The 24,148-nt window shown below is 72.6% G+C and carries 20 protein-coding genes and 3 pseudogenes; 12 read left to right on the top strand and 11 right to left on the bottom strand.

The annotated features are described in order from the left end of the window. Window positions 1-29: 29 nt before the first annotated feature. Genes Aut01nite_RS34095 through Aut01nite_RS34085 form a run of 3 tightly spaced genes read right to left on the bottom strand, consistent with a single transcriptional unit; the run spans window position 30 to window position 3,597 of the window. Window positions 30-473: a hypothetical protein gene (locus tag Aut01nite_RS34095; RefSeq protein WP_043531678.1), complete on the bottom strand. Its 444-nt coding sequence runs from the start codon at window positions 471-473 to the stop codon at window positions 30-32. Beyond that, window positions 470-2,248, bottom strand: a complete 1,779-nt coding sequence (locus tag Aut01nite_RS34090; RefSeq protein WP_043531676.1) for a dynamin family protein — start codon at window positions 2,246-2,248, stop codon at window positions 470-472. Before Aut01nite_RS34090 ends, Aut01nite_RS34095 begins: the two co-directional genes overlap by 4 nt. Beyond that, the gene (locus tag Aut01nite_RS34085) at window positions 2,245-3,597 is read right to left on the bottom strand and encodes a dynamin family protein (RefSeq protein WP_236643104.1); all 1,353 of its coding nucleotides are present in this window, start codon (window positions 3,595-3,597) and stop codon (window positions 2,245-2,247) included. The genes Aut01nite_RS34090 and Aut01nite_RS34085 overlap by 4 nt, the downstream gene beginning before the upstream one ends. Before the next feature lie 281 nt (window positions 3,598-3,878). Here Aut01nite_RS34085 and Aut01nite_RS34080 point away from each other — a divergent pair, with 281 nt between their 5' ends. The 4 genes from Aut01nite_RS34080 (at window position 3,879) to Aut01nite_RS34065 (ending at window position 8,947) form a co-directional block, all read left to right on the top strand. Further along, window positions 3,879-6,326: a LuxR C-terminal-related transcriptional regulator gene (locus Aut01nite_RS34080; RefSeq protein ID WP_043531672.1), complete on the top strand. Its 2,448-nt coding sequence runs from the start codon at window positions 3,879-3,881 to the stop codon at window positions 6,324-6,326. Beyond that, a complete protein-coding gene (locus Aut01nite_RS34075) occupies window positions 6,323-6,856 on the top strand; it encodes a hypothetical protein (protein ID WP_043531670.1) in 534 nt (177 codons plus the stop codon). Before Aut01nite_RS34080 ends, Aut01nite_RS34075 begins: the two co-directional genes overlap by 4 nt. 42 nt (window positions 6,857-6,898) lie before the next feature. Continuing rightward, the gene (locus tag Aut01nite_RS34070) at window positions 6,899-7,489 is read left to right on the top strand and encodes a hypothetical protein (RefSeq protein ID WP_043531668.1); all 591 of its coding nucleotides are present in this window, start codon (window positions 6,899-6,901) and stop codon (window positions 7,487-7,489) included. Window positions 7,490-8,371: 882 nt separating this feature from the next. Next, window positions 8,372-8,947, top strand: coding sequence for a hypothetical protein (locus Aut01nite_RS34065; RefSeq protein WP_052164448.1), 576 nt, complete (start codon window positions 8,372-8,374; stop codon window positions 8,945-8,947). 53 nt (window positions 8,948-9,000) lie between these two features. Here Aut01nite_RS34065 and Aut01nite_RS34060 read toward each other — a convergent pair whose 3' ends face one another. From Aut01nite_RS34060 to Aut01nite_RS34040, 5 genes are all read right to left on the bottom strand, one after another. Further along, window positions 9,001-9,516, bottom strand: a complete 516-nt coding sequence (locus Aut01nite_RS34060; RefSeq protein ID WP_236643103.1) for a GAF domain-containing protein — start codon at window positions 9,514-9,516, stop codon at window positions 9,001-9,003. After that, window positions 9,513-9,854 (bottom strand): hypothetical protein, encoded by a 342-nt coding sequence (locus Aut01nite_RS34055; protein WP_043531665.1) that lies wholly within the window; start codon window positions 9,852-9,854, stop codon window positions 9,513-9,515. Before Aut01nite_RS34055 ends, Aut01nite_RS34060 begins: the two co-directional genes overlap by 4 nt. A 332-nt stretch (window positions 9,855-10,186) precedes the next feature. Then, window positions 10,187-11,740 (bottom strand): methyl-accepting chemotaxis protein, encoded by a 1,554-nt coding sequence (locus tag Aut01nite_RS34050; RefSeq protein WP_152629060.1) that lies wholly within the window; start codon window positions 11,738-11,740, stop codon window positions 10,187-10,189. 7 nt (window positions 11,741-11,747) lie between these two features. After that, on the bottom strand, window positions 11,748-12,005 hold the full coding sequence (locus Aut01nite_RS34045; protein ID WP_043531661.1) for a hypothetical protein: 258 nt from the start codon (window positions 12,003-12,005) through the stop codon (window positions 11,748-11,750). Between the two features lie 91 nt (window positions 12,006-12,096). After that, complete coding sequence (locus tag Aut01nite_RS34040; RefSeq protein ID WP_152629059.1) at window positions 12,097-12,546, bottom strand: MarR family winged helix-turn-helix transcriptional regulator; 450 nt, start codon at window positions 12,544-12,546, stop codon at window positions 12,097-12,099. A gap of 613 nt (window positions 12,547-13,159) precedes the next feature. Here Aut01nite_RS34040 and Aut01nite_RS34035 point away from each other — a divergent pair. The 4 genes from Aut01nite_RS34035 to Aut01nite_RS34020 all read left to right on the top strand — a co-directional run bounded on the left by Aut01nite_RS34035 (window position 13,160) and on the right by Aut01nite_RS34020 (window position 17,317). Continuing rightward, window positions 13,160-13,315: a hypothetical protein gene (locus tag Aut01nite_RS34035; RefSeq protein WP_161790744.1), complete on the top strand. Its 156-nt coding sequence runs from the start codon at window positions 13,160-13,162 to the stop codon at window positions 13,313-13,315. 70 nt (window positions 13,316-13,385) lie between these two features. Beyond that, complete coding sequence (locus Aut01nite_RS34030; protein WP_052164446.1) at window positions 13,386-15,413, top strand: PAS domain S-box protein; 2,028 nt, start codon at window positions 13,386-13,388, stop codon at window positions 15,411-15,413. Window positions 15,414-15,596: 183 nt separating this feature from the next. Then, window positions 15,597-15,905, top strand: coding sequence for an STAS domain-containing protein (locus tag Aut01nite_RS34025; RefSeq protein ID WP_052164445.1), 309 nt, complete (start codon window positions 15,597-15,599; stop codon window positions 15,903-15,905). A 62-nt stretch (window positions 15,906-15,967) separates the two neighbouring features. Further along, a complete protein-coding gene (locus Aut01nite_RS34020; RefSeq protein WP_236643102.1) occupies window positions 15,968-17,317 on the top strand; it encodes a GAF domain-containing protein in 1,350 nt (449 codons plus the stop codon). Window positions 17,318-17,536: 219 nt separating this feature from the next. On the opposite strand, the gene Aut01nite_RS45085 is transcribed toward Aut01nite_RS34020, so the two are convergent. The 3 genes and pseudogenes from Aut01nite_RS45085 to Aut01nite_RS44645 all read right to left on the bottom strand — a co-directional run. Further along, complete coding sequence (locus Aut01nite_RS45085; protein ID WP_268871742.1) at window positions 17,537-17,968, bottom strand: methyl-accepting chemotaxis protein; 432 nt, start codon at window positions 17,966-17,968, stop codon at window positions 17,537-17,539. A 75-nt stretch (window positions 17,969-18,043) separates the two neighbouring features. Continuing rightward, window positions 18,044-19,090: pseudogene (locus tag Aut01nite_RS44480) on the bottom strand (GAF domain-containing protein); the annotation flags it as partial. Between the two features lie 343 nt (window positions 19,091-19,433). Further along, window positions 19,434-21,813, bottom strand: a pseudogene (locus Aut01nite_RS44645) (Tn3 family transposase); the annotation flags it as partial. A gap of 30 nt (window positions 21,814-21,843) precedes the next feature. Here Aut01nite_RS44645 and Aut01nite_RS34005 point away from each other — a divergent pair. The 4 genes and pseudogenes from Aut01nite_RS34005 (at window position 21,844) to Aut01nite_RS33990 (ending at window position 23,986) form a co-directional block, all read left to right on the top strand. Continuing rightward, window positions 21,844-22,116: a hypothetical protein gene (locus tag Aut01nite_RS34005; RefSeq protein WP_204037773.1), complete on the top strand. Its 273-nt coding sequence runs from the start codon at window positions 21,844-21,846 to the stop codon at window positions 22,114-22,116. Between the two features lie 527 nt (window positions 22,117-22,643). Then, window positions 22,644-22,862: pseudogene (locus tag Aut01nite_RS43900) on the top strand (IS21-like element helper ATPase IstB); the annotation flags it as partial. Between the two features lie 66 nt (window positions 22,863-22,928). After that, on the top strand, window positions 22,929-23,258 hold the full coding sequence (locus tag Aut01nite_RS33995) for an ArsR/SmtB family transcription factor (protein ID WP_043531655.1): 330 nt from the start codon (window positions 22,929-22,931) through the stop codon (window positions 23,256-23,258). Next, a complete protein-coding gene (locus Aut01nite_RS33990) occupies window positions 23,258-23,986 on the top strand; it encodes a cation efflux transmembrane domain-containing protein (protein WP_043531653.1) in 729 nt (242 codons plus the stop codon). The genes Aut01nite_RS33995 and Aut01nite_RS33990 overlap by 1 nt, the downstream gene beginning before the upstream one ends. The last annotated feature ends 162 nt before the right edge of the window (window positions 23,987-24,148 follow it).

The following is a 24,148-nucleotide window of genomic DNA, read 5'->3' as shown; positions in this document are numbered from 1 at the left end:
ATTCCGGGGGCGCCGGCGGGAGATGTGGATCACTGTTCACCTGGCGTCCACCATCGGGCCAGGGCGGCGGTGGCGGGGTCGTCGGAGTCGGCGAGGACGGTCCAGGCGTCGGCGCCGGCCGGGATGTCGACGCCGGCGTAGGCGGCGAGTTCCTCGGCGGTGACCGGGTCGGTGGGCGGGGTGAAGGCTTCGCCGGCGCCGAGGGTGGCGGTGTCGATCCAGGGGAAACCGTCGACGGGTTCGGGCAGGTCCACGGCCAGGGCCGGCGGGAAGACGGTGTCGTCGGCGACCGCGTCGACGGTGTCGGGCAGGTCCGGGACGTCGGTGGGCTCGTCCTGCCACACGGGCGTGTCGTCGTCGAAGCCGACGTCGGTGTCGTCGTGCAGCGGGTGCGGGTCGTCGGCGGCCGGTGGCGGCAGGTCCTCGGGCGCGTCGAGGTCGAAATCGTCGTCGTGGTCCCAGTGGTCGGTCATCGGGAGAGCCCTTCGTCGATGGGAGCGGGTGTCAGGGAGCGGGCCCGCAGCAGCGCCTCGTCGGCCTCTCGCAGCCGGGCGGCGGCGGCGTCGCGGTCCTTGGTGGCGGCGGCGCGGCGGCGGGCCCGGCCGGCGGCGTCCTCGGCGGCGGCGGCGTCGATCTCGGCGATCAGCGCGTCGAGTTCGCGCAGCCGGCGTTCGATGGCGTCGTCGAGGGCGACCGACAGGGCGTACTGCAGGTCGGTGAACCGGCCGCTGATCTCGTCGGTGAGTGCCGCCCGGGCTTCCGACAGCACGTCGCGCAGCCAGGTGTGGGCGTGCCGGCGGTCGGTGTGCACGCGGCGGCGGTAGATGACGTAGCCGCCGGCGGCCAGGCCGAGGCCGAGCCCGGCGACCGGCAGCAGCAGGCCGCCGGCCAGGCCGAGCGCGGACGCGCCGAGCATGGCGCCGCGTCCGGCGAGCAGGGCGACGCCGCCGGCGGACAGGGCGATCAGCATGTTGTCGCCCGAGCCGTCGCGGGGTGGGCCGGCGGTGAGGGTGTGGCGCAGGGTGGCGCCGACGCGGGCCGGGTCGAAGGAGTCGGCGAGGACCTTCTCGGCGACGTCGCGGTAGGTGTCCTCCAGGGTGGCCGACAGGTCCGCGGCGGCGGCGTGCAGGCGGGTGTCGAGGTCGTCGGGCAGGGCGGTGAGGGTGTCGCCGCGGGCGGTGTCGATACGGCGGGCGAAGTCGTGCTGGATCTCGGTGATCCGGGTGCGCAGCCGGCCGATGACGGCGACCCGGGCGTGCTGGATCTCGGCGTTGAGCCGCAGCGTCCACTGGCGCGACTCGGTGCGTTTGCGGGCGGCGAGGGCGGCGCGTTCGGCGCGGGTGGCGGCCTGCGCGGCCGGGTTCGCGGCGGCCTGGACGCGTTCCTCGGCGGTGTCACGCAGCCGGGTCAGGTCGCGGTGGGCGGCGCGCAGCACGTTGGCCAGGCGCAGCTGGTGGCCGCGGCCGGCGAGTTCGACGAGGGCGTGCTGCAGGGCGGGCACGCGGGATTCGCCGGCCAGGGTGTCGCGGGTGGCCGGGTCGGCGGTGAGGGCGATCTCGGCCAGGCGGGCGGAGACCGGGAACCAGGGGGCGGCGGCGAAGCGGGGGGCGTGGGCCTGCAGCAGGGAGCGGTTGTCGTCGGCGATGGCGCGCCACTGCGGAAACGCGTCGATCTTGGTGAGGGCGAAGACGACGGCGTCGACGCGTTCGGTGGCGGCGGCCAGGAAGTCCAGCTCCGGCTGGGACAGTGGGGCGCCGGCGTCGGCGACGAACAGCAGGGCGGTGCCGCGGCGTACCGCGTCCAGGGCGATGGTGGCGTGCACCGGGTCGAGGCCGCCGGCGCCGGGGGTGTCGAGCAGGGTCAGGTATTGCAGCAGCGGCGCCGGGTGGGTGACCTCGATGCGGCGGGCGCGGTGCCGTCCGCGGGCCCAGTCGGTGAGGTCGTCGACGTCGACCTCCTCGCCGCCGGGCAGCCACGCCCGGGCGCTGAACGCGGCGCCAGGGGTGAAGTGCAGGTAGGCGGCGGTGGTGACGGCCGCGTCGACCGGGGACAGGCCGGGCACCCCGAGCAAGGCGTTGACCAGGGAGCTCTTGCCGCGTTTGGTTTCGCCGACGACGACCACGCCGGGGCGGGTCAGGTGGGCGCGGCGCAGGTCGGCCAGGTCGGCGGCGGCGTCCGGGTCGGCGGTGCGCAGGTACGACAGGGTGTCGCGGACGGCGGTGTCGAGCTGGGCGGTCAGGTCGGTCATGCACGGACCTCGCGGATCTCGCGGGCGAGCAGCTGGAAGCCGCGGTGGGCGATGTGGGCGAGCCGGGCCTGGGCGGGCCCGGCCCCGTCGACGGCGTAGGCGCGCCACCGGCCGGCCGCCGCGATCGCCGCCGCGGCCAGGTCGGCGGGGCCGGCGTCGGGCAGGCCGAGGATGACGTGCGGGTCGTCGGAGGTGGCCAGGCGGATCAGCTCCTGGTCCCAGCCGGCCGGCAGCGGCACGGTGCCGGTGGCGGCGCGCTGTGCGGCGTCGAGCAGGCGCAGCCGGTGGTAGGCGGGGTCGCGCAGGGCCTGTTCCACGGCGTCGCGGATGACGCCGCGGGCCCGGGCGTCGTAGGAGGCGAGGCGTTCCAGGCGGGTCAGCGCCCACCCGGCCTTGATCGCGTCGCAGCGCCAGCGGAACGTCTGGTCGACGGTGGCGGTCAGCCGGGCCAGCCCGGACGCGGCGGTCAGCCGGCGGACCAGTTCGCCGGTGCCCAGCCGCGGGTCGCCGGTCAGCTGGGCGCAGGCGAAGCCGATGCCGTACAGGTCGAGGCGGGTCAGCAGCCGTTCCCGCTGGTCGGTGGAGACCGGTGCGGTCCGGGTGCGGAACAGGTCGGCCGACAGCAGCAGCACCTGCAGGTCGGCGGGGGGCAGCGCGGCCAGGGCGGCGAGGGCGTCACGGTCGGCGGCGGTGAGCCGGCCGGCGACGGCGGTCTCGGCGAGCAGCCCGGCCACCGGCACGACGTCGCCGACGGTGCGGGTCAGCAGCCGGGCCTGCTGCCGGGCGAGGGGTTCGGCGACCGGCCACGGGTCGGTGCCGCCGCCGGTGAGGGTGTCGATGCGCGACAGCACCCCGATCGCGTTGAGCGGGCTGGTCGCCAGTCTCGCCGACGCGGCATGGAAGGCCTGCAGGGCGCGCAGGTCGTCGGCGCGGACGGCCTGGGTGAACACGTACACCACGGCCTCGGCGGCGGCGATCTCGCCGGCGGAGTCGTCGTCGATGCCGACGGCGGCCTCGGCGCGGGCGCTGCCGGCGGTGTCGGTGGAGGCCAGGCCGGGCGTGTCGACGACGGTGAGGTCGCGCAGCCGGTCGCTGGTGAGGGTGACGTCGACGTGGGCGATGCGGGCGGTGGGGACGCCGAGGCGGGCCGGGACCATGCCGTCGTCGTCCAGCGGCAGGCTGTGCCGGCCGCCGTCGCGGGTGACCACGTCGATGCGGTCGGCGGGCCCGTAGCGGAACCGGGTGACCACCCGGGTGCACTCGCCGGCGGCGGTGGGGGCGACCCGACGGCCGATCAGAGCGTTGACTAGTGTCGACTTTCCGGCTTTCAGGCGGCCTGCAATCGCCACTCGTAACGGATCGTGAAGGCGCCGGCTGATCTGTTGCACCTGTTGACCAGCATCGGAGGAGAGGCGCGTGACGATATCGTGACACAGGGTCACGACACCGGTGGTCAGGGGGCCGGTCACTTCGACTCGTCAGCGCAGCACACCGTCGGCGACAATGTGCGTGGCGCCGCTGTCGTCGTCACGAAGGGACCCTTTCGTCGAAGCGATGTTCGCAGTGAAGCCTACGGACACCGGCCCGCGGGCCGGCATCACGAGTTCGTGCCAGTGAGGGGGGAGCGCAGGTGACGGACGAGCCAGAGGTGGCCGCCCGTACCGCGTTGCGTCAAGGGCCTGCCCTCGTCGTGCTCACCGGCCCGCCCGGCTGCGGCCGCAGCACCCTGCTGCGCCGCATCGCCGCCGCCGTGCCCGGCCCCGCCCACCTCGGCGGCGGGCTGGCCATGCTCGCCGACGTGCCCGCCCTCGCGCTGTCCCGGGCGGTCCGGGCCCGGCTGCCCGCCGACGACGTCGCGCTGCTGGCCGAAGCCGTCCGGTCCCGGGTCCGCGGCGGCCTGCTGGTCATCGACGACCTGCACCACGCCGACCCGGCGACGGTCGCGGCCCTGCCGCACCTGGCCCGCACCTGCCGGGTGCTGGTGGCCGTGCGCACCCCGCACCGGCTGCCCGCCGACCTCGCCGCCGCACTGCGGGCCGCGGCCACCGCCTGGCTCCCGGTGCCGCCGCTGACCGGCGCCGCCGCGCTCGCCCTGGCCCGGCAGACCGCCGGCGGCCTCGACGACCTCGCCGCGGCCGCCGTGGTCGCCCGCGCCGGCGGCAACCCCCTCGCCGTCATCGCCCTGGCCCGGCAGGCCGCCGCCGGCCGCGCCCCGATCGGCGAGGACATCGACCAGGTGGCGTACGCGATCGCCACCGCCCTGGCCGACCTGCCCCGCCCCGCCCGTACCGCGCTGGCCGCCCTCGGCCTGCTCGGCCGTCCCGCCGAACCGGTCCTGCTCGGCACCGGCGCCGCCGATCTGCTCGCCGCCGGGCTGGTCACCGCCGAACCCGGCGGCTTCCTGCTGCCCGTCTCCGCCTACGTCGCCGAGACCGCCGCCGGGCTGCTCGACCCCGGCGCCCGCGCCGACCTGCACGCCCGCCTCGCCGAACTCACCCCGCCCGCCGAAGCCGCCCGGCACCTGGCCGCCGCCGGCGACGCCGGCGGCGCCTACCGCACCGCCCTCGCCGCCGCCGACCGGGCCACCGGCGCCGAACGGGCCGCGCTGCTGCTGTTCGCCGCCGGGCTGCCCACCACCGTCGACCCGCGGGTCCGGCTCGCCGCCGCCGACGCCGCCCTCGCCGCCGGCCGCGCCGCCGACGCCGCCGACGTGCTGGCCCCCCTGCCCACCCTGCTGGAAGCGGCGGTGCTGCGCGGCGAAGCGCTGCTGCAGGCCGGCGACCCGGCCGCCGCCCGCGACGCGGTCCGGCCCGTCCCGGACACCGCCGCCGGCAGCGTCGTCGCCGCCCGCGACCGGGTCCTGCTGCTGTCCACCCTCGCCGGCGAACCCGGCAGCGCCCTCGAACTCGCCGACAAGATCGCCGCCCGGCATCCGGCGCCGTCCGACGGCATCGTCGCCGCGCTCGCCGCCGTCCGCGCCGCGCACCGGCTCCCCGGCTGGGACACCGCCCTCACCGCCGCCGCCGGCGCCACCGACCCGCTCATCGCCCGCTGGGCGGCCTGGCAGCTGGTCGAACACCTCACCGCCGAAGGCCGGCTCGTCGACGCCGCCACCGCCGCCCTGCACGCCGCCGCCACCGCCGCCGACGCGCTCGCCTACGGCTGGCAGACCCGATTCCTGGCCGCCGCCGACTGGGCGCTGGCCCTGCACGGCCCCGACTTCCCCGCCGCACTGTCCTGGGACGGCACCGACGGGGTGCTGCGCCGCGCCGCCAACCTCACCGACCGGGCCCTGCCCGACCAGGCCCGGGCGTACGCGACCGCCGCCACCGCCCTCATCGAAGCCGACACCGGGCTGCTCGCCGCCGCCCGGACCCGGCTCGGCGCCGCCCCCGCCCACCCCGCCGCCGCCTGGGTCGCCCGCGAAGCGGCCTGGCTCGACGGGCAACCCGACCGGGCCGTGCACACCACCGGCGACACCGGGCGCGGCCTGCTCGCCGGGCTGCACGCCATCACCGCCCGCTGGGCCGCCTACGACCTCGGCGAACCCGGCAGCCCCGCCATCCCCGTCGACCTGCCCGCACCCGCCCGGCGCACCCTCACCGCCTGGGCCGTCGGCGCCGGCCTCGACACCGCCGCCGACGCGTGGCAGCCCGTCGCCCGGCGCGAACAGATCCGCTGCCTGATCGCCGCCGGGCTCACCGGCGCCGACCGTGACCCGGCCGTCGCCGCGCTGCTACGCGCCGAACAACTCGCCGACGACGCCGGCCTCACCGTCCTCGCCGGCCGGGCCCGGCGCGGACTGCGCCGCCACCAGATCCAGCGCGACACCCGCAGCCCACGCTCCGACGGCCGGCTCACCCGCCGCGAACTCGACGTGCTGCACCTGGTCGCCGCCGGAGAACCCACCCGCCGTATCGCCGGGCAACTCGGCATCTCCGCCGAGACCGTCGACACCCACATCCGCGCCAGCATGCGCAAACTCGGAGCACGTACCCGCACCGAAGCCGCGGCACTGGCCCTCGCCCCCACCCCGGCAAGGGCAGAACCCTTCGAAACCCCCGAGGATGGCCGGTGATACGACAGCCCGACGATGCGCCACGCCACGTAGTGGCCACCTCCGCCGAAGCCGACACCGTCCTGCGCCGGCTCGGCCGCGACGGATGGACGGCCCGGCCCGGATTCGCCCTGCCCGATCCCTCCTGGGACGTCGGCGCCGCCCACCTGGTCCTGCACGGCCGGGTCGGTGACGACGACATCGAGACCGCGCAACTGGCGGTCCTCGCCGCCGCCCGCGGCGCCGGCGTCGTCGCCGTCTGCGACGCCGAATCCACCGCCGGCCGGGCCCTGATCGACGACCTGTCCCGGCTCGGGCCGGTCAACCGCGGCGTCGACGGCACCGACCTGATCGCCAACCTCATCCCCGAACAACGGGCCCTGCTCGACCGGCTCGCCGCCGGCGACACCATCGCCGCCGCCGCGGCCGCGGAATTCCTGTCCCTGCGCACCGCCAACCGGCGCATCGCCGAAGCCCGGGCCCTGTTCGGGGTCCGGACCACCCGCGAAGCCGTCCTCGCCTACCTGCGCCAGCGCCAGCGCACCGAATAGACCGCGGCATTCCTGTCGTACCCGGGCGGTAGGTTGCGCGGCGTGGAAGACACCCTCGCCCTACCGGACGCCTGGCGCCGGCAGGTGCACCCGCGCCGCGGCGGCACCGTGGTCCGGCCGTTCGCCGCCGACCCGCAGGCGCCCGAGCGCGCCGGCCGGATGCTCGCCGAGCGGCAGGCCCGGGTGAGCGCCGTCCTGGCCGCCCCCTCCACCACCGACGACGTCCGCGCCGCGGCGACCCGCTGGCAGGCCGGCGAAGCCGATCCGCTCGGTGCCGCCGCCGTCGCGGTGATCACCGGCCAGGGTGGGGTCGGCCCCACCGCGGCCGACATGTGGATCAGCGGCCACGGGCTCCGGTTCGCGGCCCTCGCCGCCGTCGCCGCGGCCACCCTGCTGATCATCGACGACCAGGCGCCCCGCGGGCTGAGCGGCACCCCGTTCGCCGACCCCGGCATCCGGCGCCGGCGTCCCGGCGACCCGCGCCCGGAGTACGAGCCGGCGCTGCCCGGACTGCTGCGGGTGCGGGCGGCGTTCGCCGCCGCGAGCGACCCGACGCCGACCAGGTCGTCACCGCGCTGGCCGGCCACCGGTCCGGTGACGACGTGTACGAGCGTGCCGCCGGTGCGGTGCTGACCACCCGGCCGGACTGGGTGCGCGACGACGTGGCCGACGCGGTGACCGGCCGCGACGGTGTGCGCTGCGCCCTGCTGCTGTACGCGGCCGGCACACCCGCCCAGCTGTGGTCCTTGATCCGCCAGGTCGACACCCTGCACCGCAGCTGCCCCGCCGACCTCGTGGCCACCCTCCTCGACGCGGTCGGCGCCGGCGCCGGGCCCGCCCTGCTGCACTGGCACGACCAACTGGCCGGCCACGTCGGCCCCGACCGGTTCCTGCTGTCCGCGCTGGCCCGGCTGCCCACCGACGAGGCGCTGCACGGCCTGCTGCGCCGGTCCCGGTCCCGGTCCCGGCCGGTCCGCGCCGCCCTGCTGGACGCCGCCGAACGGTTCCCGGCCCGCGCGCTGCGGCTGCTCGCCGAGGCCGACGACGACCTGCTGCGCCTGCACGTCACCAACCACCCCGACCTGGTCGACCGGGTCCTGCCCCGGCTCAGCCCGGCCGCCGCCGCCCGCGTGCGGGCCCACGCGGCCACCGGCGACGAGACGGCCACCGCACCGGCGTCCGCGGTGCCGCCGGTGCTCGCCGACCCGCCCTGGCAGCACCGCACCCGCGCCGCCAGACCACCGGCCGTCACCGGGCTGACCTGCACCGACCCGGCGGCGGTGCACTGGCAGGCGGGGGAGCGGCAGGACTGGGCCGCCGGCGCCGCCTGGATCCACGCCGCCGCCGGCACCGACTGGACCGCCCTGGCCGAGAAGGCGCGGACCGGCACCATCCGGCGCACCGACCTGCTGCGCCTGATCGTCCAGGCCCCCGAGGAGGATCGCCCGGCCGGCGCTCGAGCGCCGGCACGACCAGCAGCACACCGGCTGGACGTCACCGCACTGGCTGCGGGCCATGGCGGCCCGCTTCGGCACCGACGCACTGCCCGCCCTGCTGACGCTGGCCCGGGCCACCCCCGCCGAGTACGGGCCGCTGCTGCTGCCGTTCACCTCACCGGACGTGGCGGCGCTGATGGCCGACTGGTCGGCCCGGCTCAAATCGGTGCGCCGGCTGGCCCGGCAATGGCTGCTGCGCCACCCCGCCGTGGCCGCCCGCGCCCTCGTCCCCACCGCGCTCGGCAAAGCCGGCACCGCCCGCCGCCAAGCCGGGCGCGCCCTGCTCCTGCTGCACAGCCACGGCCACACCGGGCAGATCCACACCGCCGCCGAACAGTACGGCACGCCGGCGGCCGCCGGCATGCAGGCGCTGCTCACCGCCGACCCGCTGACCGCCCTCCCGGCCCGGATGCCGACACCACCGGTCTGGGCCGCACCCGGCGCCCTGCCCCGGCTGCGGCTGCGCGACGGGTCCGGGGCGCTACCCGCCCCCGCGACCGCCAACCTCGTCCGGATGCTGATGATCTCCCGGCCCGACCGTAGTTTCCCGCGAAAAAACAACAACAGGCGAGCGTCCGGCGGGTTCGTCTTCTGACGTTGCTCGGCCATCGGGTGTGGGGGCCTTATGGGGTTGGGTGCCTGTGCTTCTTACTTGCCGTCGCGGTGGCGTTGGAGGATGTCGGTCATGGAGTCGGCGGCCTGGTGCAGGGTGGTGAGCTGGTCGTCGGTGAAGTGGTGCGGGGTGTCGGTGAGGACGCAGATGGCGCCGACGACGTGGCCGGCGACGGTGGCGGGGTAGCCGGCGTAGGCGCGGAGCCCTCCCATGGTGACCAGCGGGTTACGGGATTCCACCGGGTGGCGGGTGGCGTCGGGGATGATGTAGGGCTTGCCGCTGGTGACGGTGCGGGCGCAGAGGGCCCATTCGATGGGGGTGCCGCCGGCGAGGGCGAGGATGCCGGTGAGCCCATAGGATCCGGCGGCGTGCTGGGCCATGCCGAGCACGAGGGAGGCCATGCTGGTCGGCATGCCGGTGCGCTGGGCGGTGTCCTCGGCGAGGGCGTCCAGTTCGGCGCGCAGGAGCGGGTCGTCGGGGTCGATGGTGGCTAGCACGCGGATCCGGTCGGCGGCGTTGATGACGTTCATGGGGTCGGTGGCGGTGTTCATCGGTGTGCTCCTGGGGCTGCGGCGCGACCGGCGGCGGGGGCGCGGTGAGAGCGGGGTGGGTCCGGTGGTGCGAGGACGGGGGCGTGCAGGGCCCGGTAGGTGATCAGGCGGATGCGAGCTCCGCGGCCGGCGACGCGTACGGTGTCGCCGAGTTCGATCATGGCGTCGCTGACGGCGATGAGGTCGTCCAGTCTGCTGACGGGCTGGGCGAGGCCGAGCTGGCGGCAGAGCATGGCCCACATGTTGCGGGCGGGGTCGGTGCCCATGGTTTTGGCGAACTCGGCGATCAGCGCCTTCTCGGTGGGTTTGTCATAGTTCCATCCGGGGATGGTGGTCATAAGGGCTCCGGTGGTGAGTCGGCGGGCTGAGGGCCTGGCTGGAGGCGGTGGCGTCTGCGGTGACGCGGACCGGGGAGCTGCAGGCTGCTGCCGGGCGTCGGTGTTCTTCTTCGGCCGGCTCCTGCTCCGGTTGAGCGGGTCCGCGTGTCCGGTCGGCGCTCGAGTGCAGCGATCATGGTGGGCTTCGAGGGGTCGCCGAACGGCAAGGCGCTGGTCAGGGTGGGCGGTGGTCTCCGTGAGAAGGCAATGAGCCGGTTCTGCCGGGGCTGGAGACCGGTTGGTGATGCCTGTGGTTGGTCGTGCTGGCAGCGGTTGAGGTTTCAGCTCCGTACTCACAGTTGCCAGTCGAGGGCTGTACTGCTGCTGGGAGCAGGGATTTGCTGCGTGAGGGCCGATGGCGGTTTGTCGTCGGAGGTGTCGATGGTGATCCCGGTGGCGGTGTGCAGGTCGTGGATGAGGGCGGTGGTGTCGGCCAGTAGTTGTTGGGCGGCGGTGTCGGAGCGTTGGGTGTGTTCGACGAACCCTTCGGTGGCGGTGCTCATGGCGGCGCTGAGGTCGACCAGGTGGCCGAGGTTGCGGCGCTGGTCGTCGAACTGGGTGCCCATGGTGTGCAGGGTGTCGGCGATGGTGCTGAGTTCGGTGGTGACGGCGGTGACGTTGTCGGTGAGTCGGTCGCTGGCGGCGGCGCCGTCGTGGATGCGTCCGATCGTGTCCTGCACTTGGATGGAGCTGCTGGTGGCCGCGTCGCTGGCGCGGGTGGATAGTTGCCGGACCTCGTCGGCGACGACGGCGAATCCTTGACCGGCTTGCCCGGCGCGGGCGGCCTCGATCGCGGCGTTGAACGACAGCAGGGTGGTCTGCGCGGCGACGGCGGTGATCTGGCTGATGACCTGCACGGTCGTGCTGGAGCTGTCCTGGATCGAGCGCATGGAGGCGGCGAGTTGGGTCAGGCCTTCGCGGCTGTGGTGGGCGGCGGTGCTGGCCTCGGTGGCCAGGCGCACGGCGTGGGTGGCGGTGTTGTCCAACTTGTCGCTGACCTCTTGGAGTTGCTGCAGGGCGTCGGTCAGCAGCATCAGGGCCTGGGCCTGTTCGGCGGCGGACGCGGCCAGGCCCTTGTTCTGCCCGGCGAGGCCGCGGCTGCGCGCGGCGATACGCGCGGCGTGTTCGCCCAGTGTGTGCGCGAGGTGCTCGGCGGTGTCGCGTTGTTGCTCGGCTTCCGCACGTGCTGTCCTCGCCTGTTCACGTTCGCCGGACAGGGCTGTCCAGGAACCGCTGGAGACCAGGTAGACCACCGCCAGCACGATGGTTTGCAGGGCGAGGGTGAGCAGGTGGGCGGGGCTGTCCAGGCGCAGGCTGCCGAAGATACCGGCGACCGCGATGAGCATGCCGGCGCTGACCAGCGTCCAGGACCGTGCCCGGCGCGGGGTGGTGAACTGTCCCGCGACCAGTGGTAGCAGCATCACACACATGCTGCGAATGCTGGCCTCTCCCGGCAGCCCTTGTGGGGGAGCCAACGCGACGGCTGCCAGGACGATCGCGTAGAACCAGACGAAGACCGATCCTGCCCGGTGGCTGTCCCGGCCGCCTCCCCGGCGCAGCCAGCGCAGAAAGAGTTGATCCACTACGGTCAGCGTCAGGTACAGCCCGGCCAGCGGCCAGAATCCCAGTGCCGCGACCATGACCGCCGCCACGGCCAGGGCTGCGGCACTGGCCTGGGTGAAGATCCAGATGCGGCGGATCAGGACCGGATCATCGGTGGCTACCGACGTCGCTTGGCGAGCTGCCCAGCCGAGCACCACACGGCACCTTCCGTTGTCCGACGCGTCAACTGGTTCTGCTGCCTGCACCGCGCCTGGACGCCGGACAATGCGGGCCGGGGCCAGCACCGTGCGGTCATCGGCTGGTGAGGGCCGTGTGGGCACGGAGCCGGATAGCCAGGGACAGGACCGCGAGGTGCGCAGTCCCGCAGGTCATCTGCAGCGCGGCCGGGTCGTCGGTGCCGGCGTCGAGGCCGGCGGCCCGGCACGTCCGTGACCACAGCTGTGGGCCGGCGTGCGGGCCGCTGGTGAGACAGGTGCGCAGCTCGGCCACGGTGGGGCGGCTCAGTCCGTGGCAGCGGTCGGCGGTGATCTCGGGTGGCATGAAGCTCATCGACTGCTCTCTGGACGGCGTTCGGCGGGCATGGGCGACACGACGATGCGGCTCACCGATGAGCCGGGATGTCGTCGGGGGTGACCGGTGCTCAGGCGTGCGTGTCGCCGGGTGCCGCGCTCAACAGCCGGGTCAGCAGCCGGGTGAGGGTGTCGCGTTCGGGGCCGCTGAGCCGCTCGTAGGTGGCGGTGAAGAGGTCGTTGAGCTCGGCACGGACCACGGCCACACAGCGGTAGCCGGCATCGGTCAGTGCGGCGATCACCAGCCGCCGGTTGCCGGGACAACGCTGGCGTAGCAACAGGCCCCGCTCGGCGAGCTGGTCGCTGAGCACCGTGGTGGTCGAGGCGCCCAGTCCAGCACGGCGGGCGGCCTCACCCAACGGCAATCCGCCCGCCGGGGCGGTTGCCAGCTCGCTGAGCAGCCACCAGCCGGCCTCGGTGAACCCGTGCCGCTGCAGCACCGAGGCTGTCCGCGGGGCGAACTCTCGCGCGAGCATCGCCACCAGTCTCCCCAGCGGTTGCTGCGTCACCAACTCGTCCACGTTCACGCTGACCGTATCGGCGGCAACCGTGCCCTGCTGAACGCTTCCGTCGTGAAACCTGGACACCGGAATGCAACGCTGCCCTGCACCGGGCCCGCTCACCCGGACGCCGATACGGCATGCCACACGGCCCCCGCCCGGGGCATCAGCACGTCCTGAGCAAGGAGTCCTCGCGTGCAACTCATCCACACCGGCGGCTGTCGCCGATCCCGCCCACCGACGGCCCAGGCAGCTGCTACCGGCTGTGCCGTGACCGAGTCTGGGCCGGCGACTGCCCCGCCACGCAGACTGCTGATCTGCTGACCTGCCACGGCCTGGCCTACGACGACTTCAGCGCCGCCCACATCGACTTGTGCGTCACGGTGGACCCGAGCACCCATATCGCGTGCCTGCGCCCAGCCGAACCGGTCGACGGCCAGGCTCACCTGTCGCTGTGCGCGGGGTGCCGGCAGAGCCTGACGGCGATGTACGGGTTCCCCCGCCCTGGGGGCCTGCAGGCCCCCGCGGCCCGGTCGCACCTGAGCACCCTCTGGCACGACGACGGTACCGGCGGCGGGCAGCACCGGCGCGAGCTGGCGCATCACCTGCGTCACCCGGTTGCCAAGATCCTCGGATGGCCGAGATCCTGCACGACGACGGCGCCATGCCCGCCGCACAGGTCCAGCAGCTGCAGGTCATCTACCAATCCGCTCAGGAACTGCAACGACTGCTCGACCACGCGGCCTCACCGCTGCAACGGCCACCCCGGCGGCCAGCGAGGGAGATCTGAGCGTCCCTGGGTCACGCTGCTCCTGTTTCGCACCACTCAGCAACCACGATTCGCAGCCGAAGTATCAACCATGCCGGATCAGATGTTCCTGCTGGCCAATACCGTGATCACGTTCGCGTACGCGTCGATCACGGTGGCGATCCTCGTCCCGGTCGGCCAGGCCGGGCAGCTACGCACCAACAAACTGGCCGTGGCCACGTCGATGATCTTCTTCAGCTGCGCGGTCGGCCATGCCCTCCACGCGATCATGGCCTACCAGATGATCATCCAGGGTCCGGCGGGGCATCACATGAACGGCGAGACGGCCGGCTGGTCGTGGACCTCGGCGCTGTGGGACGCCACCACCGCCGTGATCGGCGTCTACTACTGGACCTTGCGCCGCGGTTACGGGGTCCTGCTCGGCCCCGGCGGTATCTACGTCGACCCGTGGGGCCAGCACCGCCTGGACGAGGCCGCCGCCCGGGAACAAGCGGCCCGTGATCTCGCTGAAGCGCAACGCGCGACCCTGGCCACCGTGGTGGAACACAGCGACGACGCCATCGTCGGGCTCACCCCGGAAGGCTTGATCACCGCCTGGAACCGCGGCGCCGAGAAACTGTTCGGCTACACCGCCGAGGAGATGCTGGGCCGGCCCGCCACCATGCTCGCCGACGCCGACGGTGCCGCACATCAGCACACCGTGCTGGCCGGCATCCGCCACGGCGAGGGCGGCCGCTCCTACGAGGCCCGGCGGCTGCGCAAGGACGGCACCCCGATCGACCTGGCACTGACCATCACCCCCATCCTGGACCAGGCCGGCACGGTCATCGGGGTCTCGGCGATCGCCCGCGACATCACCGCGGCCAAGGAAGCCGCCGAACAGCAGCGGGCCGTGGAGGAGCGCAGCCACCAGGCGCAGCGGATGGAGAGCCTCGGCAAGCTGGCCGGCGGGGTGGCGCACGACTTCAACAACATCCTGGCGATCATCGGCAACTACACCGACTTCGCCATCGAGGACACTCACGACCGGCCTCAGGTCCAAGCCGACCTCAAACAGGCACGCATCGCGGTCGACCGGGCCGGCAACCTGACCCGGCAACTGCTCACCTTCACCCGCGGCGACGCCATCCAACCGCAGGACATCGACCTAAACGCCTCGATCGCCGAGGTCCACGCCATGCTGCAGCGCACCATCGGCGAACACATCAACCTGATGGCCATGCCCGCCGATCAGCCGCTGATCGTGCATGCCGACCCCGGTCAGGTCCAGCAGATCCTGCTCAACCTGGCGATCAACGCCCGTGATGCCATGCCCGAGGGCGGCACGATCGTGCTGGAGGCCAACACCGCTGTCATCGACGGCGAGGAAGTCAACATGCAACCCCCCCTGGCCGCCGGCACCTACGCCCGGCTGCTGGTCAGCGACACCGGCCACGGCATGTCCCCCGACACCGCCGCGCGGATCTTCGAACCGTTCTACACCACCAAACCGCAGGGCAAGGGCACCGGACTCGGCCTGGCCACCGTCTACGGCATCGTCACCGAGGCAGGCGGCAGCATCAACGTCTACTCCGAACTCGACATCGGCACCACCTTCCGGATCTACCTCCCGCAGGTCACCGCCCCCACCACGACCGCCACGGCCACCAGCCGGCAGGAGCCGCCGCCCGGCGACGGACGCACCGTGCTGATCGTGGAGGACGAGCCGGCGCTGGCCCGCGTCGTGGCCCGCATCGTCAGCAACGGTGGATACCACGTCCTCGTCGCCGGCAACGGCCCCGAAGCCCTGAACCTTTACGGCAAGCACGGCTGCGACATCCTGCTCACCGACGTGATCATGCCGGAGATGTCCGGCCCCCGCCTCGCCGAGATCCTGCACGAACACCACCCTGACCTGCCCGTGATGTTCATGTCCGGCTACAGCAACGGACTGCTTGGCACCACCCACATCCTCGACGAGGACATCACCTTCCTGGAAAAACCCTTCACCACCAACGAGCTGCTGCACAAACTCGCCATCACCCGCCACGCCCGCAGCACCCCAACCACCACTAGATCCAGCCCCCCAGCCCGCCAGCCCGCCGGCACCCGTCGCGGAGAACCCCGCACGGGCCGGTGATTCCGCGCCACTCGCTTGCTGATCTATGAGGTCGGTCGCCCGGGGACATCCTGGACCTTGTCGGGAAACGATGCAACAGATCGCGGATCTGTTCTCCGTGCCCCGGTCCACCGTCTACGGCTACCTCAACCGCAGCCCTGCCACGGCCTCCCCGCCCTCCACGGCGGATCGCGACGGCCACCGGTGAACATCGACGTCACCACCACCACCGACGGTGTCATCCACGTCAGCGTCACCGGTGAACTCGATATGGCCACCGCCGGCGATCTGCAGAAGGTCTTGCGTCAGGCGACGACCCGGTCCGGTACCACCCGGATCCTGGTCGACTTCGCGCAGGTCGGCTTCTGCGACTCCTCCGGCCTGGACGTCCTCGACCGCGCCTACGGCGAGGCCGCCGCGAAACAGATCCCTCTACGGATGGTGAACCCGCCACCGATGGTGCGCCGCATCCTGGACCTGGTCGGCATGCTCGACACCCTCACCGGCCCGTAACCACCGGCCGCGCTGGCACCAGCATCTCACCCGCATCTACTGCCCGAAGGGCCTACCGGACCATGACAGCGACACCAGCCCCGCCGCCAGCCGCCATGACTCCCGCCGACGCTGGGCCGACAGCCGACGAGGACCTGCGCGCGATGTTCGGCCAGTCGATTGCCGTGTTCGCCGCGCTGTCCGGGCCGGCGCACGTGGTGGAGGCGGCGAACCCGGCGTTCTTCGCCACCATCGGCAAGGACCGGGCCCGCATCGGGGTGCCGGTGGCCGAGCTGCTGCCTGAACTGGCCGGTCAGGGCTTCCTCGACCTGCTGGACCAGGTGTACCGCAGCGGTGAGCCGTACACCGGCCGCGATGCCCGCGTCGTGCTGGACACCGGCACGCAGGCGCGGGAGATGTTCTTCGACTTCACCTACGAGCCGCGCCGCGACCCGAGTGGCACGGTTATCGGGATCCGGGTGATCGGCGTGGAGACCACCCAGATCAAAGACGCCCAGCGGCTGCTGACCAAGCACCGCGCCCTGCTGGAGCAGATCGCCCGGCAGGCACCGCTGACCGAGGTGCTCGACGGGATGGCCCGCAGCATCGAGAACCTCTCCCCACACGGCGTGCTCGTGTCCATCCTGCTCGCCGACCCCGACGGCACCCACCTGCTGCACGGCGCCGCACCCGGCCTGCCCGGCTTCTACAACCAGGCCATCGAAGGCATCGCCACCGGCGACGGCGTCGGCTCCTGCGGCACCGCCGCCCACCGCCGCGAACCGGTCATCACCACCGCCATCAGCACCGACCCCGCATGGGAAGCCTTCAGAGACCTGGCCGAAGCAGCCGGCCTGGGATCCTGCTTGTCGATGCCGATCCTGGCCCGCGACGGCCACCTGCTGGGCACCTTCGCCCTCTACCACCGCACCCCACGCACCCCCGAGGACATCGACCTCGCCCTGGCCCGCCTGTTCGCCGACACCGCCGCACTGGCCATCGAACGCCACCACATCGAACAAGCTCAGCAAGCCGCGGAGGCCAGCGCCCAGTCGGCCCTGGAGGAACTGACCAAGACCGTCCGCTCGGAACGCCAACTGCGTGCCGAGGCCGAGCAGCGCGCCGCCGCCGCCGCCGAACTCAACGCCCGGATGCGCGCGGCCGCCGCCACCCAGGCCGACCGGCCCCACCCTGACCACTGCCAACTCGGTGGTGCCACCGGCTGCGCCGAACCCGCCGAGATCAAGATCACCGACTCGTTGGGGCCACTCCGCCTGGGGCTGCACCGACCACGTCGAAGAGGCCATCCTCAACGTCCGGTCGGTGTTCATCGCCAGCGAAGAACTCGGCGGCCTGGCCGCCTACCTCAACCGCTGACCAGCGGACCGAACGTGCCCGCGGACCACGAGGGCCGGAGCATCAGGCCCGGGTAGGGCCAGGCATCGACCAGCCGCAACGGGCTGGTATCCGCCGCCGCGTCGCGCAGGCCCACTGGGCGAGGTCGGCGAACTCGAGCAGGTGGACATGGCGGAATCAGAAGTCCTCTGGTTCCGGTGTCGGGTCATGCGCGTCGTCTGTGCCCATGAGTCGCGGACTGACGTGGCGGCAGATTGCTGCCCGGTCACAGCACTGATGACATAGCTTCCCTGTTCTCAGGTGAGGATGGCGTCGGTGACGGTGACCTGCTCCTGCAGGACGCCGCCGATCAGGTGCTGGGTCTGGTTGATCTCCTCGACGGCGGCGTGGATCTGGGCCAGTGACGCGGTGACGGCCTCGACGGCGGCCTGAATCGCGGTCACCTTGGTACCGACCTCGTCGGTAGCGCGTTCGGTCTCGGTGGACAGCTCTTTGACCTCGCCGGCCACGACGGCGAATCCCTTGCCGGACTCACCGGCCCGGGCCGCCTCGATGGTCGCGTTGAGGGCGAGCAGTTTGGTCTGTGCCGCGATGGTCTGGATGTCGTGAACCACGCTGCTGATCTGGGCACTGGCGCGGCCCAGTGCCGCCACGTGCTCGTTGGCTTCCAGGGCCAGTCGCTCACCGCGCGCGGCGACAGCCGAAGCCGAGTTGACGTTGCGTTCCACCTCGCCGATCGAGTCCAGCAGTTGCCGCCCGGCGCTGTGCAGTTGCTCGGCGGAGACGAAGCGTTCCAGCGCCTGCCCGACGAGGAACGCGGTGTTGCGCAGTGCGCTTTCGCGGCCCGGATACATGATCAGGGTGCGAGTGGCGAAGAAGTCCATGGTGCCGACGATCCGGCCGCCGACTTTGATGGGTAGGCACACCCCGGACTTGACGCCCGCGGCTTGGGCGGCCGGACGCCGTACACAGTCGGTCAGCTCCCCGAGATTTTCGACGAAGACCAGGTCACCGCGGTCCCAGGTGCGGCCGGACAGGCCGGTCCCGCGGGCGAACGACGCGGACATGGTGACCTGCCGGAACTGCGCGCCGGCGTCGCCTGATTCCAGGGCGAAACGCAGGACCTGGTCCTGCTCGTCGAGATGCCAGAAGGAGCCGTACTGCCAGTCGAACTCCTTGCGGATGGTCTCCAGGGCGGAGCGCAGCGCCTGGTCGCGGCTGGTGGCCTGAGTCATCTGGCGGATGACGGTGGAGACGGCCTCGGTGTCCTGGGCGGCTTTCTCCTGCCGCAGTGCCTCACGCAGGCGCACCAGCGTCCCGGAGACCAGCACGCCGATCGCCCGCAGGACCGACAGCCGGTTGTCCGCGGGCTGCATCTCGGTAGTGGCGAAGAAGTCCATGGTGCCCACGACCGCGCCGTTCTCGATGATCGGGAAGCAGATCCCGCTGCGTACGCCGGCCCGGGTCGCGGCCGGTGCGCGCATGCAGTCGCTGACATCGGCGAGATTGGACACGAAGACCAGGTCACGACTGCGCCAGGCGCGCCCGGACAGCCCGACTCCTTCGGCGAAGGTCGCTTGCCTCGTCACCTTGCGGAATTCGTCGTTGACGGTGCCGCTCTCCTGGGCGAAGCGCAGCGTGCGTGTGTTGTTGTCGAGCTGCCAGTATGAGCTGTACTGCCAGCTGAAGCGTTCGCGTACCAGCGTCAGCGCGGTGCTGATCGCCTCCTCCGGCGTGGTCGATGTGTCCAGCGCCCGCACGATCTCGGTGATCGTCTGCACATCGGTGCCGGCCTCGCCGAGCTCGTCGTACAGCTTCGAGATGGTCCGGGTGCTACGTGCGCCGAACATTCATCGCTCCTTTTCCGGCACCGACTCCGTGCCAGCCGCTTCGTCTCTCCTCTTTCGGGTGGGACCGGCCCGGCTTGAGTTCAGCAACGCGTCGATGAAGAGGTCAGAGCAATCCTTCTGCAACCGAGCTGACCGAACGTGCCCGCGGACCACGGTGGCTAGCGCGTCAGACCCTGGTGAGACCGGCGTCGGCTAGTCGCAGCGGCCGGTAGCCGTCGACGTCGAGCTGGGCGAGCTCGCCGTCGATGTCGACCGCGTGGGTGCCGTAGAAGTGCACGTTCTCGTGGTGGGTGGGCCAGATGTGCGCCAGGACCTCGTCGTCGATGATGCGGCCCTGCCGGCGCAGCGCGCCGACGGCCATCGCCGCGGTGGCGTGCCCGCCCTGCACGGAAGCGGCGACGCGCAGCAGGTCGTCCCACATGCTCGTGATCAGATCCAGGTTCAGCCGGCGGGTCAGCAGCGCCCCGGCGCGCGGGTACCGGGCCAGAAAGTCGGACTTCGGCCCGGTCCGGTACAGGGTGATCTTTCCCAGGTCCCGGATCCGCGGCGAAAGCTGCTTCCCGACCAGGTCGAACAGGGCGAAGTTGGCCAGCGTCGCGCCGTGGGTGTCGGTGGCGTGCTCGAACACCGGGAGATCGGTGGCGTTGCCCAGCAGCCCGTCGAGCACGTAGTGGCTCTCCGGCGCGGTCGCCACAATCACCTTCGTGTCGAAGGTCGAGTGCTGGTCGGAGACGTGGGTGTAGGTCGAGACGCCCTGGCCGCGGGCGAAGTACCGCGACAGGTGCCGGGCGGTGATGCTCTTGCCCTTGACCGGGAACCGCTGCCCGTCCGAGCTCGACAGGGTGCCGGAACCGAACGCGCGGGTCAGCGGCAGCCGGTGGTGGTAGTTCACGATCGCCGCGCTCGCCGCCTCCAGGGTCTCCGGCCGGAAGTACCACTCGGCGGTCCAGGCGAGCACGTCATACGGCACCCCGCACGACTCGGCCATCGCGGACAGACCCATGTTCGTGGCCTCGCGATGATCACATACAGCAGGTTGCGCTTCAGATCCGCCGGCCGGTTCACCTTCCCACCAGCGTGCATCAGGTGGCCGGTGAACCCGGTCCGGGCATCGATCTCCACCAGCGCCGACGCCAAGGGAGGCCGTGGCAGCATCCCGGCCAGCTCGGTGCGCAGCGCATCGGCCTCGGCGGGTACGTCCTCCGCGGTCAGCGGCGGGATGATCAGTTCGCCGTCGTCGGTGAGCCGGACCTCGCCCGGATTGCCCTTGGCCAGTTGCGTCTCCAGATCCGCCAGCGCGGTGTGCAGCTCGTCGGCGGCCTGCGCCAGCTCGTCGGCGGCCTCGACCGGCTTGCCGACCAGGTGGCAGAACTCGAGCTTTTGCGGCACCCACGCCTCGGGCGTGAGCAGGAAAGATGCCGGGTCGGCGTACCGGCGCGAGCCCGGCACGAAGATGTCACCGGAACGTAGCCCGTCGCGGAGGCCGACCAGCACGGCCAGCTCCCAGTAGTGCCGGTACGCGGTCACCTCGTTCGGGTCGGTCAGATAGCCGGCCCGCTTGGTGGGCACGAACCCGACCGGGGCGCCGGCCGGGACCTTGCGGGTGCCGGTGGCATACAACTCGGCCAGCATGCTCACCGCCTGCAGCAACTGCTCGGTGCCCGGACCGCCGGCGAACCGCACCGCGGCCAACACGGCCGGGGTGAACTGCCGCAGATACGACATCGACGCGTCCATCTCCGCCAGATGCCCGTGATCCCGCGGGAGTCGCTGCTGGCGTACCTCCCACGCCGCGCGCATCCGGTCCATGCCGATCGCCGAACGCAGCACCCCGCCAACCTGCTCGTCACCGATACCGGTATCCAGCACGATGGTCAGGATCTCGTCCAGCAGCGCCTGCCGGTTCTCCCCGCCCTTGGCCCGCTCCTCCAGGGCCTGCTTCATCCGCTGCTTCGCCGCGGACTCCCGCCCGGTGATCGCCTGGTCGAACAGCAGCAACGTCTCATCCAGCACGTCGACGGCCGACTGCGCGATCAGCGTGAGCAGGATCGGGTACCGCCGCTCCGGCTCACGCCGCTGCAACGCCTGCCCGGTCAACCGCCGGCCGACCCCGGCCAGGAACCGGCGCCGCTCCGCCGGCGTCGCCGAGGTCGGCTCAATCCCCAGCCACGCCAGCGGCGTCCGGCCCAGGTAGGCGTCCGGGACCAGCAGCAGATCCAGCTCGGCCCGGCGCCGCTCGGGCAGCAGATGCGCGACCCGCGTCCAGGTCTCCTCCCGCGCCCGGGCCCGGGCCGTGGCCACGTGCTCCAGCAGATGCACCACGCCCGGGCGCACCACCCGCGAGGACAACAGGTACTCGCAGGCCAGCCGGAACAACACCTTCGGCCCGTCGTGCTCCATCGCCCGGGCGAACAGGAACTCGTCCAGGTCCTTCCACTCGGCGGCATCGATCGTGCGCCCATCGGCACGCCCAGGCGCTGCGACAACCGGCCGACTGCGGCGGCCGGCGCCGACGGCACGTCGTCGGGCACGAAGCCGAGCCACGGCAGCGTGCACAACTGCACCGCCACAGCGAGGACGTTCCTGCTCGTCCGGAACCGGCGCACGAACGCCTCGTCCGCCCCGGTCAACGTAAAGTGCCGGATCAACTCCACCCGGTCGATCTCCGGAAAGGCCCGCAGCTGGGCCTGCTCATCCGCCGAGAACACATCCCGAGTCGCCACCCGGCACCTGCCCTTGCTCGATCAACGCCAATGTGGACGTTGAGGCTACGAGCCAGCCCAAGACAAGATCAACGGCCTGTCGCTGTTTTTTCGCTGGAAACTACGGTCCTCACCCTGGACCGGCGCGGCTGGCAACGCCAGGAACCGGTCCGCGCCGGCACCCACACCGGTTTCGACCGCGACACCGGCACCGGACTGGTCCTGTCGGTGCACCTGGACCCGGGGATCGTCGGCCAGGTCGGCTTCTCCGACAAACAGCACCTGGTCGCCGTCTACCTGCACGACGGCAGCGCCGGCCCGTGAGACCTCAACGGGCCGGGCCTGCGCCCTCTCGCCGACCTCGCCCCGGTCACCGCCTCCGAGATCCTGCGCGACCTGACCGACGTCACCACCTGACCCGCACCCGGCCCGGCCCGGCCACCCGCTGATCACTCACGGCTTCTGCCACACCCTTGCCGGGGTAGGCCCACCGCCGCGACCAGCCCGCATCGGCGGTACCCGCCAGTGGATCAGGCCGGGCGGTGAGCTTGCCCGAGGGGACGCCTGCTGCCGCTCGGCCGGACATGCCCGCATCGGATGTCGATCAGCGCCGGGACGCCGTGAGCCTTCACCGCCGCCGTCCAGGACACGCCTCGTGCGCCATGGTGAACACCCCAGCCTCACGAGGCCGCGTGAACGCGGTCGAGCCGGGCAGGGCTTGCGCCGCAGCACCTCCAGGTAGTGGTCCAGAACCATCGACGCGGCCACCGTCGACGACTGTCGCCGGCTGCGGCCGGGTCCGTTCCGGTGAGCCGCTCTGCCTGATCGGCGACTGAAGCACCGGCGAGTCGCACCTGCTCATCGGCCTGGGCACCGCGGCCGCGATGGAAGGCCGCCGAGCCCGCTCCGTCGTGGCGGCGGAACCGGTCGACGAACTCGTCGAGGCCGCCGACGAGAATGTCCGCACCGAACCCATCGCCTGTTACGGGCGCGTCGACCTGCTCCGCATCGACGAGCCCGGCTACATGGAACTCGACCGCCGTGGCGCCGAGCCGGTGACAGCGGCATGAGCGGCCCCACCGCGGACTCGACGATACAGCTTTTGCTGAATACAGCATCAGCTGTATTGTCGGGTGATGGAGACAGTGACCCACGGCCAGGTCCTCGCCCGCTTCGGCCACGCCCTGTCGGATGCCACCCGGGCCCGGCTGCTCCTCGCCCTGCGTGAGGCGCCCGGCTACCCGGCCGAGCTGGCCGACCTGCTCGGCGTCACCCGGCAGAACCTGTCCAACCACCTGGCCTGCCTGCGCGGCTGCGGCCTGGTCGTCGCGGTCCCGGAGGGCCGGCGGACCCGTTACGAACTCGCCGACACCCGGATCCGACACGCCCTCGACGACCTGCTCGGCCTCGTCCTGGCCGTCGACCCGGCCGCCTGCCCCGACGCGACCGACAAGGACTGCTGCTGATGAGCCTGCCACTGACCCCTCTCGCCCCGGCCGGCCCGACCGCGCAGCGCCGGACCCGGCTCGCCCGCCGGACCCGGCTCGCCCGCCGGATCCGGCTGCTGGTCGCCGCGACCATCACCTACAACGTGATCGAGGCCGTCATCGCGATCACGGCCGGCACCGCCGCAGGCTCGACCGCGCTGATCGGATTCGGCCTCGACTCGGTCATCGAGGTGTCCTCCGCCGCCGCGGTCGCCTGGCAGTTCGCCGGCGCCGACCCCGAGAAACGGGAGAAGACCGCACTGCGGATCATCGCGATCTCGTTCTTCGCGCTCGCCGCCTACGTCACCGCCGAATCGGTGCGCGCGCTGCTCGGCGGCACCGAAGCCGCGCACTCCACGCCCGGGATCGTCCTCGCGGCGGCGTCCCTGGCGATCATGCCCGGACTGTCCTACGCCCAGCGCCGCGCCGGCCGCGAACTCGGCTCCCGCACCGCGGTCGCCGACTCGAAACAGACCCTGCTCTGCACCTACCTGTCCGCGGTCCTGCTCGTCGGCCTGCTGGTCAACAGCCTGTTCGGCTGGAGCTGGGCCGACCCGATCGCCGCGCTGGTCATCGCCGCCGTCGCGATCAAGGAAGGCCGTGAAGCCTGGCGCGGCGACGGCTGCTGCGCGCCGAATCCGCTCACCGTCACCACGACGAGCGCCGCACCAGGCTGCGGCGACGGCTGCTGCGCCGGCGAGCGGTGACTCGCCTGGCCGCGGAGCCGATGGCCAGCGCGATCCGGGCCGAGGCGGATGCGGAGCGAGCACGGCGGTGCGGCTGAGCAGTCGCCTGGAGACGCGGAGTTGGAGGTGGACCGGCCCTGCCCGGTCACGGAGCCGGACGATGCTGCGCCGGGCGGCGGCGTA

The organism is Actinoplanes utahensis (assembly GCF_016862455.1).
GTDB lineage: Bacteria > Actinomycetota > Actinomycetes > Mycobacteriales > Micromonosporaceae > Actinoplanes > Actinoplanes utahensis.
The sequence above is the reverse complement of the archived record's forward strand: the minus strand, read 5'-3'. Positions and strand labels throughout refer to the sequence as shown.